General features: G+C 57.3%; 19 protein-coding genes. 12 read left to right on the forward strand and 7 right to left on the reverse strand.

All coding sequences use genetic code 11. From position 1 onward, the window contains the following. Positions 1–52: 52 nt before the first annotated feature. Positions 53–1,036, reverse strand: coding sequence for a 4-hydroxybenzoate octaprenyltransferase (ubiA, locus tag V6N04_RS16320; RefSeq protein ID WP_371171259.1), 984 nt, complete (start codon positions 1,034–1,036; stop codon positions 53–55). An 11-nt stretch (positions 1,037–1,047) separates the two neighbouring features. Between ubiA and V6N04_RS16325 the strand changes: the two genes are divergently transcribed. From V6N04_RS16325 to glpK, 5 genes are all read left to right on the forward strand, one after another. Then, the gene (locus V6N04_RS16325; protein ID WP_371171260.1) at positions 1,048–1,773 is read left to right on the forward strand and encodes a 16S rRNA (uracil(1498)-N(3))-methyltransferase; all 726 of its coding nucleotides are present in this window, start codon (positions 1,048–1,050) and stop codon (positions 1,771–1,773) included. Further along, the gene (locus tag V6N04_RS16330; RefSeq protein ID WP_371171261.1) at positions 1,770–2,633 is read left to right on the forward strand and encodes a GNAT family N-acetyltransferase; all 864 of its coding nucleotides are present in this window, start codon (positions 1,770–1,772) and stop codon (positions 2,631–2,633) included. Before V6N04_RS16325 ends, V6N04_RS16330 begins: the two co-directional genes overlap by 4 nt. Continuing rightward, entirely contained in the window at positions 2,630–3,142 is a 513-nt protein-coding gene (locus tag V6N04_RS16335; protein ID WP_371171262.1) for a hypothetical protein, read from the forward strand. Before V6N04_RS16330 ends, V6N04_RS16335 begins: the two co-directional genes overlap by 4 nt. A 64-nt stretch (positions 3,143–3,206) precedes the next feature. Next, positions 3,207–4,577, forward strand: coding sequence for a glutamate--cysteine ligase (locus tag V6N04_RS16340; protein ID WP_371171263.1), 1,371 nt, complete (start codon positions 3,207–3,209; stop codon positions 4,575–4,577). A gap of 384 nt (positions 4,578–4,961) precedes the next feature. Further along, a complete protein-coding gene (glpK, locus tag V6N04_RS16345; RefSeq protein ID WP_371171264.1) occupies positions 4,962–6,434 on the forward strand; it encodes a glycerol kinase GlpK in 1,473 nt (490 codons plus the stop codon). Here the strand turns inward: glpK and V6N04_RS16350 are convergent. Next, the gene (locus V6N04_RS16350) at positions 6,403–6,657 is read right to left on the reverse strand and encodes a hypothetical protein (protein ID WP_371171265.1); all 255 of its coding nucleotides are present in this window, start codon (positions 6,655–6,657) and stop codon (positions 6,403–6,405) included. The genes glpK and V6N04_RS16350 overlap by 32 nt on opposite strands. Before the next feature lie 93 nt (positions 6,658–6,750). Between V6N04_RS16350 and V6N04_RS16355 the strand changes: the two genes are divergently transcribed. Both V6N04_RS16355 and V6N04_RS16360 read left to right on the forward strand, forming a co-directional pair. Further along, positions 6,751–7,119, forward strand: coding sequence for a YigZ family protein (locus V6N04_RS16355; protein WP_371171279.1), 369 nt, complete (start codon positions 6,751–6,753; stop codon positions 7,117–7,119). Next, on the forward strand, positions 7,116–7,469 hold the full coding sequence (locus V6N04_RS16360; protein ID WP_371171266.1) for a diacylglycerol kinase: 354 nt from the start codon (positions 7,116–7,118) through the stop codon (positions 7,467–7,469). The genes V6N04_RS16355 and V6N04_RS16360 overlap by 4 nt, the downstream gene beginning before the upstream one ends. Before the next feature lie 46 nt (positions 7,470–7,515). On the opposite strand, the gene V6N04_RS16365 is transcribed toward V6N04_RS16360, so the two are convergent. Beyond that, on the reverse strand, positions 7,516–7,974 hold the full coding sequence (locus V6N04_RS16365) for a hypothetical protein (RefSeq protein ID WP_371171267.1): 459 nt from the start codon (positions 7,972–7,974) through the stop codon (positions 7,516–7,518). Between the two features lie 367 nt (positions 7,975–8,341). On the opposite strand from V6N04_RS16365, the gene V6N04_RS16370 reads away from it, so the two are divergent. After that, entirely contained in the window at positions 8,342–8,935 is a 594-nt protein-coding gene (locus tag V6N04_RS16370; protein ID WP_371171268.1) for a thymidine kinase, read from the forward strand. A gap of 11 nt (positions 8,936–8,946) precedes the next feature. Here the strand turns inward: V6N04_RS16370 and V6N04_RS16375 are convergent, their stop codons facing one another. The 4 genes from V6N04_RS16375 to V6N04_RS16390 all read right to left on the reverse strand — a co-directional run bounded on the left by V6N04_RS16375 (position 8,947) and on the right by V6N04_RS16390 (position 11,677). Then, positions 8,947–9,897, reverse strand: coding sequence for a 2-hydroxyacid dehydrogenase (locus tag V6N04_RS16375; RefSeq protein ID WP_371171269.1), 951 nt, complete (start codon positions 9,895–9,897; stop codon positions 8,947–8,949). Next, complete coding sequence (locus tag V6N04_RS16380) at positions 9,897–10,235, reverse strand: tRNA-binding protein (RefSeq protein WP_371171270.1); 339 nt, start codon at positions 10,233–10,235, stop codon at positions 9,897–9,899. Before V6N04_RS16380 ends, V6N04_RS16375 begins: the two co-directional genes overlap by 1 nt. Beyond that, positions 10,228–11,055, reverse strand: coding sequence for a pyrroline-5-carboxylate reductase (gene proC, locus V6N04_RS16385; RefSeq protein WP_371171271.1), 828 nt, complete (start codon positions 11,053–11,055; stop codon positions 10,228–10,230). The genes V6N04_RS16380 and proC overlap by 8 nt, the downstream gene beginning before the upstream one ends. A gap of 118 nt (positions 11,056–11,173) precedes the next feature. After that, positions 11,174–11,677 (reverse strand): type III secretion system chaperone family protein, encoded by a 504-nt coding sequence (locus V6N04_RS16390; RefSeq protein WP_371171272.1) that lies wholly within the window; start codon positions 11,675–11,677, stop codon positions 11,174–11,176. Between the two features lie 323 nt (positions 11,678–12,000). Between V6N04_RS16390 and V6N04_RS16395 the strand changes: the two genes are divergently transcribed. From V6N04_RS16395 to V6N04_RS16410, 4 genes are all read left to right on the forward strand, one after another. Next, positions 12,001–13,287, forward strand: coding sequence for a lipoprotein-releasing ABC transporter permease subunit (locus V6N04_RS16395; RefSeq protein ID WP_371171273.1), 1,287 nt, complete (start codon positions 12,001–12,003; stop codon positions 13,285–13,287). Beyond that, the gene (locus tag V6N04_RS16400) at positions 13,280–13,957 is read left to right on the forward strand and encodes an ABC transporter ATP-binding protein (RefSeq protein ID WP_371171274.1); all 678 of its coding nucleotides are present in this window, start codon (positions 13,280–13,282) and stop codon (positions 13,955–13,957) included. Before V6N04_RS16395 ends, V6N04_RS16400 begins: the two co-directional genes overlap by 8 nt. Before the next feature lie 105 nt (positions 13,958–14,062). Further along, a complete protein-coding gene (locus V6N04_RS16405; RefSeq protein WP_371171275.1) occupies positions 14,063–14,710 on the forward strand; it encodes a DUF3047 domain-containing protein in 648 nt (215 codons plus the stop codon). Between the two features lie 93 nt (positions 14,711–14,803). Next, positions 14,804–15,217, forward strand: a complete 414-nt coding sequence (locus tag V6N04_RS16410; RefSeq protein WP_371171276.1) for a c-type cytochrome — start codon at positions 14,804–14,806, stop codon at positions 15,215–15,217. The last annotated feature ends 31 nt before the right edge of the window (positions 15,218–15,248 follow it).

The raw sequence follows: 15,248 nt of genomic DNA on the forward strand, positions 1-15,248 counted from the left end.
CCGTTATCTTGATAATCTTAAGCTTCATAAGGGGTGGTGCGCCCCGGTGCAATCACAGCAGTAAGGCGATGGCAAGAAACAGCACGGGAATCAGTCCAGCGCCGCGGTTCGATCTGAACAGGCGCATGCACGCTTCGGGATCGTCTGTTTTCAGCTGTCTTAGTTGCCACATCAAATGCCAGCCAAAAAACCAGATGCCCCCAAGGCCCACGGTCAAAACCAGTGCGTTCCCTGTGGGAATCAGTGCCTGTATGACCGCTAGGGATAGCAAAACTACGGTTGCCACTTGAAATCCCAAGAGCCATTTGCGGCTGTTGTCACCGAACAAACGCGCGGTTGATTTGATGCCAATCAGCGCGTCATCTTCTGTGTCCTGATGGGCATAAATGGTGTCGTAAAACAGCGTCCACGCGATGCCTGCGACATAAAGCGTCACCGCTGGCCAGCCCAGCGACCCAGTATGCGCGGTCCATCCCACGAGTGCGCCCCAGTTGAACGCAAGCCCCAGAAAGACCTGCGGCCACCACGTGAAACGCTTGGCGAAGGGATAGATAGCGACGGGCGCCAAAGACAGGATGCCCAAAAGGATGGTCGGCGCATTGAACGTCAGCAGGATTACCAGCGCGACCAGGGCTTGCAGTCCCATCCAGACGGCTGCCTGCATCGGCGTGACCTGCCCGGATGGGATCGGGCGGCTGCGGGTCCGTTCGACCTGTGCATCGAAGTCGCGATCGGTGATGTCATTCCATGTGCATCCGGCACCGCGCATCAAAAACGCCCCGAGCGCGCAGCCCAGCATGATCCATGCATCGCCCCACCCGAAACTGCCGGTGCTGGCCGAGGCCAAAAGCAACCCCCACCAACAGGGCAACAGCAAAAGCCATGTCCCAATGGGACGATCCGCGCGGCTAAGTCTAAGATAGGGCCGTGACCAACGGGGGGCGTACAGGTCCACCCAGTTGTCAACATAGGCATCTGCGACCTGCCCATCAGCCCGCTCTGTTTTTGGCTCTGGCGTATCGGCGTTCTGGGTCATAGATTTCCCTCATGAAACAGGCAAAAGTTCGGCTCTATGTAGATCACCCTTTGTCCAAGGGGCAAACCGTTTCGCTGGATCGCGATCAGGCGCATTATCTTTTCGGAGTCATGCGGATGGGAGAGGGCGATCTTGTCGCCCTGTTCAATGGGCGAGAAGGCGAGTTTCAATCCCGGGTGATTGAAGCCGGCAAACGTAAAGGCGTGTTGGAATGCGAGGCGCAATCAAAACCCCTGCACATGCCGCCGGATCTGTGGTTGTGCTTTGCGCCGATCAAGAAGGCGCGCACTGATTTCATAGTCGAGAAAGCCGCCGAAATGGGCGCGGCGCTGATCCAACCCATGCAAACCGAGTTCACCAACTCGGAACGCATCCGTCGCGACCGGCTACAAGCCCACGCCGTTGAGGCCGCCGAACAATGCGGCGGAACCTACGTGCCTGAGGTCGTGGATTTGATGAGGATGGACAAGCTACTGGACGCGTGGCCAGACGACCGCCAGATCATGTTTTGCGATGAAAGCCTTGTGGGCGCCGCAGAGACATTGTCTACAGCCAGCGGCCACCGCTGGGCAATATTTATTGGTCCCGAGGGCGGCTTTTCTGATCGCGAACGGGCGCGGTTGCAAAGGATGGAGAATGCGCATCCTGTTAGCCTCGGCCCACGTATCCTGCGCGCAGATACCGCCGCAGTGGCGGCCATGACCATGTGGCAGCAGGTGTTGGGGGATTGGGTGTGATCCGGCGTGCCGAAACTGGCGATGAAGCGCCGATGGAGGCGTTTCTGGCTGCACATGCTGAGACGAGCATGTTCTTGCGGTCGAATCTGCGACAATTTGGGCTGTCTGGTGCTGACGATCCTCGTGCAACGACCTATTGGCTGGCCGACGAAGGAACCCGGATCGCGGCTGTATTCGGCATATCCAATGGTGGTTTTGTAATGAGCCAAGCCCCGGCTGCTGCCCCACGCCTCTGGGATATCTTCACATCGGAAACTACCGGGCGAAATCTGATTGGTATGACAGGCGCAACAGAGCAGGTTGAGGCCGCCAAACGCGCAATGGGTGTGCAATCAGCGCGTTACTCATTGGACCGGGACGAGCCACTGTACCGCCTCTCGCTCAATGATTTAATCACACCCCGCGGTGACGAAGTGCTTAGGCCCGCGACCCCTGATGATCTGGACATACTGACCGATTGGGTGATTGACTATGACACGACCGCACTTGGCCTTGCCCTCACGGACGAGCTGCGCGCACGTGCCCGCATTACTGCACAAGCCCATATCGGTTCGGACGCGCACCACATTTTAGAGCTAGATGGCCTACCGGTTGCCAAGACGGCGTTCAATGCTTCGCTGCCGGATCTTGTCCAAATTGGGGGCGTATATACACCACCCGCATTGCGCGCACGCGGACATGCCCGGCGTGCCGTTGCCTTGCACCTTCAAGAAGCGCGATCGAGAGGTGTGAACTCTGCGATCCTGTTCGCTTCTGGCCGACCAGCATGTCGGGCCTATGAGGCAATTGGGTTTGAACGCATCGGCACCTATAAATTGTCAATTTTGGAAACCCAGCACAGGATTGGGACAGGGGCATGAACTTCATTCGACTCGAGGCTGGTGAAACGCTGCGCCGATATCGCGAGGCGCTGGTCGGCGGTCTGATCGTGGTCCTCGGCCTTTGGTGGGCCGTTGGTTCGCTCGGTCTGATCAAATGGATTGGTATCGCGGTCGCTGCGCTTGGCGGTGCAGTGCTTTGGTCGGGTCTCAGACATGCGCGCATCCAAGCCGGGCACGGGGGCGTTGGCGTCGTGCAGGTCGATGAGCGCCAGGTGACATATCTGGCCCCGATCGGCGGTGGGTTTGCGTCGCTGGACGAAGTGCAGAGGATCGATATCACCAAAGATCGCGCGGGGTTTTCGGTTTGGCGATTTCGTACCGGCAACAACATCCTATTCATACCCGCGCATGCGGAAGGGGCTGAAGCCCTCTTTGACGCGCTGACCGCGCTCTCAGGGGCTGACATTGACGCTGCCATCCGCGCGACCAACCAGCCCCCCGATGACGTGATCGTGATCTGGCAACGGAGCATCGTAAAGCTGCATTGACAGTCCGGCCCCATTGGCCCACCACTGGAACCCCAGTTAGGCGCGAACAGTCCAGGAGACGCCCATGTCTATCCCTCAGTCCGGCGGCGGACCGATCACCCATCCCGACCAATTGGCCCAGTTTTTGGAAGACGGTTGCAAGCCGCGCGAGACGTGGAAAATTGGCACCGAGCACGAGAAATTCGGATATTGCAAAGATACACTGAAGCCGCTGCCCTATGACGGACCGCGCTCGATCCTTGCTATGTTAGAGGGGCTGCGCGACCGCCACGGCTGGGCGGAAGTCCGAGAGTCCGGCAATCTAATTGGTTTGGAGCGAGATGGAGCCAACATCAGCCTGGAACCGGGCGGGCAGTTTGAGCTTTCCGGCGCCCCCTTGGACAACATCCACCAAACATGTGACGAGGTGAACGAACACCTGCGCGAGGTTCAGGACATCGCCGATGGAATTGGTGCGCGGTTCATTGGGCTGGGGGCAGCACCCGAATGGACGCACGAGCAAATGCCAGTGATGCCCAAGGGGCGCTACAAGCTGATGACCGACTATATGGATAAGGTCGGGACCCACGGCAAACAGATGATGTATCGGACCTGCACCGTGCAGGTGAACCTCGATTTCGCAAGCGAAGCCGACATGGTGCAGAAGTTCCGTGTGGCGCTTGCACTGCAGCCCGTGGCCACCGCGCTTTTCGCCAACTCGCCGTTTTTTGAGGGGAAACCGAACGGCCACAAGTCTTGGCGCTCGCGCATCTGGCGCGATCTCGATGCCTCGCGCACCGGCATGCTGCCCTTCGTTTTTGAAGATGGCATGGGGTTCGAGCGCTATGTGCAATACGCGCTCGATGTGCCGATGTACTTCGTCTATCGCGATGGCGAATATATCGACGCGCTGGGCCAGTCTTTCCGCGACTTTATGCAAGGTAAGCTACCCGCACTCCCGGGCGAAACGCCGACGCTGAGCGATTGGGCCGACCACCTGACTACGATCTTCCCCGAAGCGCGGATCAAGCAATATATGGAAATGCGTGGTGCCGATGGTGGACCATGGCGCCGACTTTGCGCTCTGCCTGCTTTCTGGGTGGGGCTGATGTATGATCAGTCCAGTCTTGATGCGGCATGGGACCTTGCTAAATCGCTGGATGCAGAAACCCGCGAGGGCCTTCGTGTGGCCGCCTCGGTTGATGGATTGCAAGGAGAGGCCGGTGGTGTGAAGCTGCTCGACCTTGCGCGAGAAGCTGTGGGTATCGCCGAATCCGGTCTGAAATCCCGGGCGCGGGCGGGGAATGCGGGTCTTGTCCCCGATGAAACCCATTTCCTGAACGCGTTGCAAGAAAGCGTGGAAGAGGGCCGCTCGCCAGCCTGCGAGCTTTTGGCGAAATACGAAGACGAGTGGGGCGGAGACCTTAAACGGATCTACGCGGAGTATAGCTACTGATTTGCGCTTAGGAGGGGCGCTGCCCCTCGCCCGTGCCGGGCTCACCCCGGGATACTTGGAACAAGAAAAAGGCAACCTATTGTTAACCAATCAAGCCTAGATTGAGGGAGCGGTACAGGCGGGGACGCCGATGACCGCACAAGGAAAAAGCAGTTGCTTTGAAAAGAGAGGGCGCCCCCCTCTCTTTTTTCTTGTTTCAAGTATCCCCGCCGGAGGCACATTTCTTTCGCGTCAATCATGTATCCAAGTCGGCATTGCAGTTTCGTAGACTTTAGCGCTGTGGTGATTTTGGACGTTTCAGTTGATGAGGCGTGACAGATTTGTGGAGGAGTGTTAGCGATATCTTCAGGCCAACCTATTGTTCTGAAGATGACCGGAGACACCATGACCCACATACTTGCTATTGATCAGGGAACAACCTCGTCACGGGCCATTTTGTTTGATCAAGACATGAGGCCAACGCGCTCGGCGCAGCAAGAATTCACTCAACATTTTCCGGCATCGGGTTGGGTTGAGCATGATCCAGAAGAGATTTGGCAAACGGTTCTTGAAACGTGCCAAGAGGTTGCGGAGGGCGCTGACATTGCGGCCATCGGGATCACCAATCAACGTGAGACGACGTTGGTCTGGGATCGCACCACTGGTAAGCCCATTCACAATGCGATTGTTTGGCAGGATCGGCGGACGGCCGAAACTAGCGCGGATTTGAAGGCTGCGGGACATGAGATCTTAGTGACAGAGCGCACGGGGCTTTTGTTGGATCCTTATTTCTCGGCCACAAAGCTGGCTTGGATCTTGGAAAATGTAGACGGTGCACATGCGCGCGCGGAGGCAGGAGAGCTTGTGTTCGGTACAGTGGACACGTTCCTGATCTGGCGACTGACCGGTGGTAAGCGCCATGTAACCGACGCTACCAACGCAGCACGTACGATGCTTTACGACATCAAGGCTGGAACGTGGGATGCTGATATTTGTGCGTTGTTGAATATTCCGATGGGGATGTTGCCAGAGGTTTTGGATTGTGCCGCTGATTTTGGCACCACGGACCTGTTGGGGCGCGAGCTGCCCATTCTTGGTGTTGCTGGCGACCAGCAAGCCGCAACGGTGGGGCAGGCGTGTTTTCAGCCAGGAATGATGAAGTCGACCTATGGCACAGGATGTTTTGCCCTTTTGAACACGGGCGACACACCCATCACATCAAGCAACCGGATGCTGACAACCATTGCCTATCAATTGGATGGAAAGCCCACCTATGCGTTGGAAGGATCGATTTTCATTGCAGGGGCTGCGGTTCAATGGTTGCGCGATGGGTTGGGGATCATTGACGACGCGGCCCAAACCGGAGAAATGGCAAAGGCTGCAGATGACCAACAAGAGGTTATTCTTGTTCCAGCATTTACGGGCCTTGGCGCGCCCTACTGGGATGCAGGGTGCCGGGGTGCTGTGTACGGTCTGACGCGTGGATCGGGACCGAAGGAATTTGCCCGCGCCGCTCTGGAAAGTGTGGGTTATCAGACCTGCGATCTGTTGGACGCCATGCAAGATGACATGGGCGTCAAGGCTGATACGGTGTTGCGGGTTGACGGAGGTATGGCGGCCTCGGACTGGACCATGCAGTTTCTGGCAGACATCACTGGCGCTGCAGTGGATCGACCAACAGTATTGGAAACCACGGCCTTGGGGGCCGCTTGGCTTGCAGGCATGCGGGCTGGAATTTACCCCGATCAGGATGGGTTCGCGACGCGCTGGGCGCTTGATCGACGGTTTGAAGCCGAGATGGCTGAAGACACACGTAACCGTCGCTATGCGGCGTGGAAAGATGCCGTCAGTCGGACGTTGTCCCGTCCGTCGCAGTAGTGGATCGATAGATCCCTTCAGGCAGGTTTAGGGCTGCGGTTAGATCGCGGAGTTGTTCCAACGACAGTGTTATCCTGTGCACCAGATCGGTGCGCGGATCCCATTGTTCCAACGTGACGCAATCTTCGAATGCGTTGATGGTAACATCCTCGTTCAGATGCTCATGCCCCTCATCCACAAGGGTGACGACGGTGGCATCAAATTCGTGCTCAATGGTAAACATGCCCTGAGTGTACGCAAATAGCTCTGAATGGCCAGAGGCTCCTATGACAATACAGACGATCAGGGTAATCTAATTCGGATGAGTGGGGGCGAGATGCAGCAATTTTCCGGTTTCCTGACCGACCGAGGATCAAAATACGCGGTGTCTGGTGCATCGGTCGCCACGCGCGATGATGTTAAGGCATTCTTGAAAAAACTGGGTCGTGACAAGAAATTCGCCAAAGCCTCGCACAACACTTGGGCGGCAATCTTGCCCGACATTGGCCCCGTCAAAGGCGATGACGGAGAGGCAGGTGCAGGGTTTGTTATTCTGCGTATGTTAGAACGCGAGGGTGTCAACGGTCATATCGTGGTCGTCACGCGCTGGTTTGGTGGTACCAAGCTGGGCGGGGATCGGTTTCGGCGCGTGCAGGATTGTGTTGCCCATTACTTCGAAAATGCAAAGATCGGAGGTGACGCGTGATAAGGGCCGAGCTTGAACGGTTGTGGAATACATGTCGCTGGTCTTGGGAAGGTTGGTGCACAGCATGGAAAACCGAGAAGTCACTGCGACAGTGGACAATCGTTTGTCTGTTGTCTTGTGCGCTTGCCCTCATACTCGACCTGAGCCGAGGCGAACGCGCGCTTATGCTGGCACTTAGCGTTTTGGTGGTGGCGTCAGAGCTCATAAATACGGCAATCGAACGCACTGTTGATCTTGTGACAAAGGAGACTCAACCGCTGGCGAAACAGGCTAAAGACACAGGCAGCGCGTTTGTCGCGTTAACTGCCATAGCCGGCGGTATTGCTTGGATTGCGATACTCTTTGGTTAATGCAGGTCGATCGACCGTTTTGAGATTCCAAATGCGGTGGAACGCTTCAGTTGGTGCTTTCGTCTTCCAAATGCAATTTCATATCGATCAAGACGTGTTGAAGCGCCAATGTCTCGCGCAGCAGCCGCTTGGCTTCGTTGATGGTGATGATACCGTCTTCGATAGATTGCTGGTACTCGGCCATTAGCATCGCAAACCGTTGCGACAAAGCGATCACATCGCTGTTTATGCCGCCGTCGGGCGCATTCTTGCGCTCGGTATCATAAGACATTGTGATGCCGCGCAGTTCGGCAAGGGCGCTGGTAACATGCGGGTAGCGAGCAGCTTTTTCCAAAGCGGCGACGGCGTCGACGGGCATGAACCGATCCGAATGTTCTTCACTGTCTGAATAATACCGTCCCAAAGTTGCCTTTGACTTGCCTGTCAGCTCGCATGCGGCTTCAAGCCCGACATCCTTGACCAGTGCTTCGGTGTGTTTCTTCAAGTAGCTGCCAGTTTTTTCCATTCAGGTACCTCTTAACGCCCGCCTGCCATTGCGGGGAAATCTAACTTCCTTTTCCCATTATTCAGCGCCTAAGGGAATGGCTTATTTAACGTGTGGTGAGTTGGTGAGTTTGACGAGTGTCTGGTGCAGTTCGCGCCAGCGCGCGGAAAGGGCCCATCGCGTGTGTTGCGGTGGGAGTTCGGACAGGTGGTCCGAACAAAGATCAGGAAGTTTGAGTGACGAGTTTGAGGTCCGTTCCATCCCCAAGGGTCCCGTACCCGCAGACCTCGGTAATTTTTACACTTCCTGATCCCCTTTTCGCAGACGCGCTACTCATTTCGCTTTAACCCCCTCTTGAACCCGTCGCGTCTGCCGCGTAATCGAAGGTATGGCCAAGCTCTATTTTCAGTATTCGACGATGAACGCGGGCAAGTCGACTTTGCTATTGCAAGCCAGCCATAACTATGGCGAGCGGGGAATGCAGAGCTACTTGATCACTGCAAAACTGGACAACCGCGCCGGAGACGCCCGGATCGGCAGTCGGATTGGCATTGGTGAGCGAGCGGATACGTTTGAGGCGGGCGAAGATCTTTTTGCGAAGATTAAGGCCCGGTTAGACGCCGCCCCATGTGCGTGTGTGTTTATAGATGAGGCCCAATTTCTTGAACCAGAGCAGGTGTGGCAACTTGCACGCGCAGTCGATGATCTGGGCGTTCCGATTATGTGTTATGGGCTGCGCGTGGATTTCCAAGGCAAACTCTTCCCTGGATCGGCAGAGCTTTTGGCACTGGCTGACGAGATGCGGGAAGTGCGCACGATTTGTCATTGCGGAAAGAAAGCCACGATGGTTGTCCGCCAAGACGACAGTGGAAATGTGCTGACTGCCGGCGATCAAGTGCAGATCGGCGGGAATGAGACCTATGTGTCGCTGTGCCGCCGCCATTGGCGCGAGGCGGTTGGCGACACCCCGGCAGACCGTTAACCCACCGCTGATCAGACTGGTGATACGAGCGTCTCACCTGCTGCAAATGCTTCAAGATTCTCGACTGCAAGCATCCCCATCGCTGTGCGCACCTCAAGCGTCGCGGTGCCAAGATGCGGTAGCAATGTCACGTTCTCACGCGCGACCAGAGCGTCGGGCACTTTGGGTTCAAACTCGTAAACATCCAATCCAGCCCCCGCGATCTGGCCGTTGTCCAACGCTCTGATCAGCGCGGCTTCATCTACAATCTCGCCACGCGCTATGTTCACAAAGATCGCGTGGCTTGGCATTGCGGCGAAGACCTCCGCATTGATTAGATGATGGGTCGACGCGCCGCCGGGCAGAGCGATCACCAATATGTCGCAACTCGATGCGACGTCTTCGATTGAACTCAGTTGGCGGGCGGGGATCGACGTCTCTTTCGGTGATCGGTTGAAAAACACGACATCCATGCCAAACCCATAATGGCAGCGATGGGCAATGGCCTCACCAATCCGACCCATGCCTATGATGCCGAGCGTTTTGCCCGTTACATGCTGGCCCAGAAGTTGGGTCGGATGCCAGCCTTCCCACTTGCCTACGCGCACCAGCCGTTCTCCTTCACCAGCACGTCGTGCGGTCATCAGGATAAGCGTCATTGCCGTATCAGCTGTCGCATCTGTCACCGCACCGGGTGTGTTGGACACGGCGATCCCCTGTGCTTTGGCGGCATCGACGTCGATGTGGTTATAACCAACTCCGAAATTTGCCAGCATTTTCGCTCGGATATTGCGGGCCTGGTTGAATACTTCGGCTGAATAAAGATCACCAAGCGTGGGCAACACCAGATCATAGTCACGCAGGCTGTTCACCATCTCATCGTGGGTCATGGGGGTTGTTTGCTCCCTCACATCAACGTCGAAACTGCGTTCAGCGCGAGCAATAACGGCCGTTGGCAAAGGGCGAGAAATGAAAAGTTTCATCAGTACATCCGCGCGCCGTCAGGCACTGACTTGTCTGGCGTCAGAAGGACGATGTCTTCATTTTCGTCAGGAAGGCCAAGGACAAGAACCTCGCTTTTTACGGGCCCAATCTGGCGCGGGGGGAAGTTGACGACAGCCAGAACCTCTTTACCAACCAGTGTTTCGGGATTGTAGTGCACAGTGATCTGAGCAGAGCTTTGCTTCTCGCCGATCTCGGGCCCGAAATCGACCCACAGCTTGATCGCAGGCTTGCGCGCCTCCGGGAAGGGTTCAGCGCGCGTCACAGTGCCCTTGCGAATGTCGACTTTCAGAAAGTCATCAAAGGTTATTTCAGCCATTTGCAAGTTCCTTGGATCGGTTGGCAGCCGCTGCGACGGCACGGGTTAACAGGTCGGGAAAACCGGTGTTCTCATCCATCAAAACCTCAAGCGCCGCTGCCGTTGTACCAGCTGGGCTGGTCACATTCACACGAAGTTGGGCGGGGTCTTCGTCTGCGGCCTCGGCCAATGCGCCGGCCCCTCCAACGGTGGCTTTTGCCAGTTGCATTGACAGTTCCGGCGACAAACCCTGCGCGACGCCAGCCGCAGCGAGGGTTTCAATCAGGTGAAACACATAGGCGGGACCAGAGCCAGAAACGCCCGTGACTGCGTCCATCTGATGCTCCCCGTCCAGGCGCACCACTTGCCCGACAGCGGACAAGAGTGTTTCCGCAAGCGACATATGTGTTGCGGTGGCATGATTGTTGCCACAGATTGCGGTGATCCCACGGGCTATTGCCGCGGGTGTGTTCGGCATTGCGCGGATGATCGGAGTCTGGTTGCCCAACATCGCCTCATATGCCGAAATCGGTGTTCCTGCCGCGACGGACAAGAACAGGGTCTCACCATTGCCGAGTTTTGACAGGCTGGGCAATGCATCCACCATCATTTGCGGCTTCACCGCGACCAGTACTATCGCAGGGTTGGCGGGCAAATCTTGGTTCAGGTTTAGCCCGTCCAACGACTTTAACCAATCAGAGGGGTAAGGGTCGTTCACCCAAACTGAACGTGTGGGCAAGCCTTGCTTCAACCAGCCTTCCAGCATCGCTGAGCCCATTTTCCCACATCCAAGCAGCACAAGGCCACGTTCCTTGATGTCTGCCATGTCGCTTGTGTTCATGCCGATACCTCTGGTCATCTACCAATATGGACCATGGATAACGCGGAGCGTGGCCGCGGGGCCAGCAAAAAAGCCCGATCAGAGACCGGACCTTTTCACGGGAGTAATCTGTGTGTGCTCAGGCGCGGCCGTAGGCTTCAGCGATGGCGACCTGAAGTGCATCATCGACGGTTCTGTCCGCCCAGCACACCAGTTGGAACGCGGGATAGAAGCGTTCAGATGTAGCGACAGCGCTTGAGATCAACTGGTCGATCTGTTGTGGGCATGCGATTTGCCCGCCGTTCAGCGCCAGCCCATAGCGATAGACCATCAGGCGCTGTTCGTGCCAGTAGGTAAACGCCCCGGTCCAGCACATATCATTTGTTCGGTTCAATGCTTCGTAAAGGCGCGGAAGGCTCTCTTCCGGCGGCTCCATCTCGAAGGTGCAAATTAAGCGAAGCGTTTCATCATAAGGCGACCATGCCAGCGTGATCGAATAGGTGCGCCACTGCCCTTCGACCGACATGGCGATCTGGTCATCGGCAACCCGGTCGAACTCCCATGAATGGTATTCGGCGATGGTTTCAACGATGTCGATGGGGTGAAGGTCTTCACTTTCGATGAACTGCTCGGTCGCGGCCATGACGCTGCCCTTCCTTGGTTTCAGCCCTGTGGTGCTTATTGCGGACCGATTGGCCCTTCCATTGCGCCACTAGGACTTGATGCCTGTACTAGGTTCGGCGTTCTTTGCGCCTTGCCCTTACTAGATATGGTGTCAGGTCGGTGAGTCGCTGTAAAGAAAAACTTTCTCGTGTGAACGAGTTGTCCACAGAAAACTTTTGTTTCTCCACAGGTTAACGCGTGGGGTGAGTGAAGGCGGAACCAAGCCTGTGAACCGCCCTTTGCTTGACGTTACCGCGCCAAACCCCCAGTTTGCCGCCAACGAGCAGACGTCAGGAGACATGCGTGTCCAGAAACACAGCCCCCTTTTCCCGTTTTGAGTGGCAAATCGCTTGGCGATACCTGCGCGCGCGGCGCGCTGATGGCGGGGTCAGCACGATGACGTGGATCAGCCTGATCGGTATCACGCTGGCCGTTGCGGCCCTGATCATTACCTTAGCTGTGCGCACAGGGTTTCGAGACGAATTCGTTGACACAATCCTTGGCGCCAACGCACATGTCGAGGTCTTCGCACAAGGCTATGTGGACGATGCAGGCCAGCTCGAAGACAAGATCAAAGACTATCAAGGCTGGGCAGATCGGATCGCCGAAGTGCCGGGTGTTACGCGCGCGGCACCGTTGATCAAAGGTCAGGTCATGGCCAACTCGGGCCAGAACAACGCCGGCGTCGAGGTATTCGGCATCAGCTACGACGACCTGCTGGCCATCCCCCGCGTCGCGCGCCCAGAAAGTTTTCTGGGCGATGTTTCGGCCTTTGAACGCGGCATTGCCATCGGGTCGGGGGTGGCCGCCCAACTTGGTGTGGGCGTTGGTGACAAGATCAAGATAATTTCACCCAATGGCGTAAAGACCGCGTTTGGCACCAGCCCGCGCGTGAATGCTTATGACGTGACTTACATCTTCACTGCGGGCCGCTGGGATATCGACCGAACCCGCGTCTATTTGCCTTTCGCCGAGGCGCAGAGCTTCTTTAATCGCGAGGGCAAGGCTGACCAGATCGAGGTCATCGTGGATGAACCTGAAGAGGTGGGCGATGTGATCGAAGACATCCTGTCGGCGACTGAGGAACCCTCGTCCTATTGGACGTGGCGGGATCGGTCCGGGGCCTTCCTTCGTGCGCTGGACATGGAAGATAACGTGATGTTCATTATCTTGTCGGTGCTTGTCCTGATCGCGTCTATGAACATCACCTCGGGCCTGATCATGCTGGTGAAAAACAAAGGCCGAGACATTGGCATTCTACGCACGATGGGTCTGACCGAAGGGTCGATCCTACGTATCTTTTTCCTTTGTGGATCGCTGACGGGGGTCGTTGGCACCATTGCAGGTGTGATCCTTGGATGCCTCTTTGCGCTCAACATTGATGGAGTGTTTTCGATCATAAACTACTTCTCGGGCGGTGGGGCGTGGGACCCATCTGTTCGCGGCATCTATCGCCTGCCAGCAAAGCTGGAGTTCTGGGATGTCGCCTCTGCCGTCGGTCTGTCGCTGGCGTTGTCCTTCCTTGTGACCCTGTTCCCTGCGCGCAAAGCGGCGCGAATGAACCCGGTGGAGGCGCTGCGTTATGAGTAATTCTGTCCTGCGCCTGGCGGGCATTCACAAGACGTATAACGAGGGTACACCCGGCGAAATCCGTGTCCTGCGTGGCGCTGATCTTGAGCTTTCGCGCGGCGAGGTTGTCGCTCTGGTCGCGCCCTCTGGGTCCGGGAAGTCGACGCTTCTGCACATCGCCGGGTTGCTAGACACTGCAGATACCGGGACGGTTGCGATCAACGGTCAGGACATGGGGGCGTTATCCGACCGCCGCCGCACGGCGACGCGCCGTAACGAAGTTGGGTTCGTCTATCAGTTCCACCATCTGCTGCCAGAGTTCTCGGCGTTGGAAAACATCGTCCTGCCGCAGCTGGCCAACGGGATCAGCGAACGCGCCGCGCGCGAACATGCGATGGAGTTGATGGAGCGGGTCGGGGTCGATACGCGCGCCAGCCACCGCCCAGCGGAACTGTCTGGTGGTGAACAGCAGCGTGTCGCCTTCTGCCGTGCACTGGCCAATCGGCCAGCGCTTTTGCTGGCGGATGAGCCCACCGGGAACCTTGACCCTGACACCGCAGACACCGTCTTCAATGCACTGATGGAGCTGGTGCGCGACACAGGGCTGTCCGCCCTGATCGCCACGCACAACCTTGAACTGGCCGCACGGATGGACCGGACGCTGCGACTGGATGGCGGCGAGATCACCTGACCGCTCGCATCCTCTGACATTCGCGTGAAACGCGCCGTGGCGGGATTGCGCGCGGCGCTGGATTTGACACAGTTGCGCTGATGATCACGAGTATCGGAGCGTTCCATGTCCAATCTTATGAAAGCCGCCACCCTCGCGTTGACGCTAAGCGCGCAAGCCACAGCCGCCGGGCCAATTGGGTTCACGGATTGGAAGACCCATTGGTTCGCGTCTCTGTTCTCTCGGGTCGATTTTAGCCCAACCCCCAATCAGATGGCGGTGCGGGCGGATGGGTCTGTTTCGATCACTTATAAGATATTACCAGCGGCAGAGCAGGGCGCGACCAAAGCATCTTGGCGTTGGAACGTCTCGCAATCCGTGCCCGCAACGGACCTGCGCCAGAAGGGAGGGGATGACCGAAACCTCGCGCTCTATTTCGCGTTCCTACCAAAGGAAGAGGCCGCCCAAGTGGGCCGCCAATCCTTGCGCAAGCTTTTGAAAAACCCCAATGGGCGCGTGCTGGTCTATGTCCACGGCGGCCAGCATAAACGAGGCTCTGTTCTGCCGTCGCCCTATCTTGGCAAGCGTGGAAAGACGGTTGTTCTGCGCCCATCAGGCGAAGGGGCTGCGCGCGAAAGCGTCAACCTTGCCGCAGATTACAAACGGGCGTTTGGGACCGAGCCCGGCGCGCTGGTCGCGCTGGCGTTGTCGGCCGACAGTGATGATACGGATGCGCTGTCCGCCAGCGTGATTTCAGACCTAGTGCTGCAATAGGTCGGTTTGCATCCGGGCGATTGATCCTTATCAAATCCACTAAGGGCATTTTGCGTTAGGGTTGGTGTGACACCCACAATGACACGAGGCCCCATGTTGCGCACGCCCTTGATCCTATTCTCTTTGACGCTGACCCTCGCCGCATGCGAGCACGATGGGCTGTTCAACACACGCAGCGACAAGATCGACGTCTCTGACAAAACCGGCGAACAGATTTTTGCCGAGAACTGTGCTGCTTGCCACGGGGAAGATGCGAAGGGAGGCGTCATGGAAGGCGCCCCCGACCTGACCACCTTGACCAAACGCCACGGCGGCAAGTTCCCTGCACGCTATGTCATGTCCACCATCGACGGCTACGCCCAAGGGGCCACCCGCGGACCGATGCCCGAATTCGGCGCGCATGTGGAAAGCGAGATGGAGGTCTGGGTGGACGAGAATGGGGTGATGACGCCGACACCGGCTGCGCTGGTCCGGTTGGCGGAGTATTTGGAGAGTGTGCAGGGGTGAGGTTTCGCCCGGCGGCACCGCCGGGCAGCGC

The organism is Aliiroseovarius conchicola (assembly GCF_041403445.1).
GTDB classification, from domain to species: domain Bacteria; phylum Pseudomonadota; class Alphaproteobacteria; order Rhodobacterales; family Rhodobacteraceae; genus Aliiroseovarius; species Aliiroseovarius conchicola.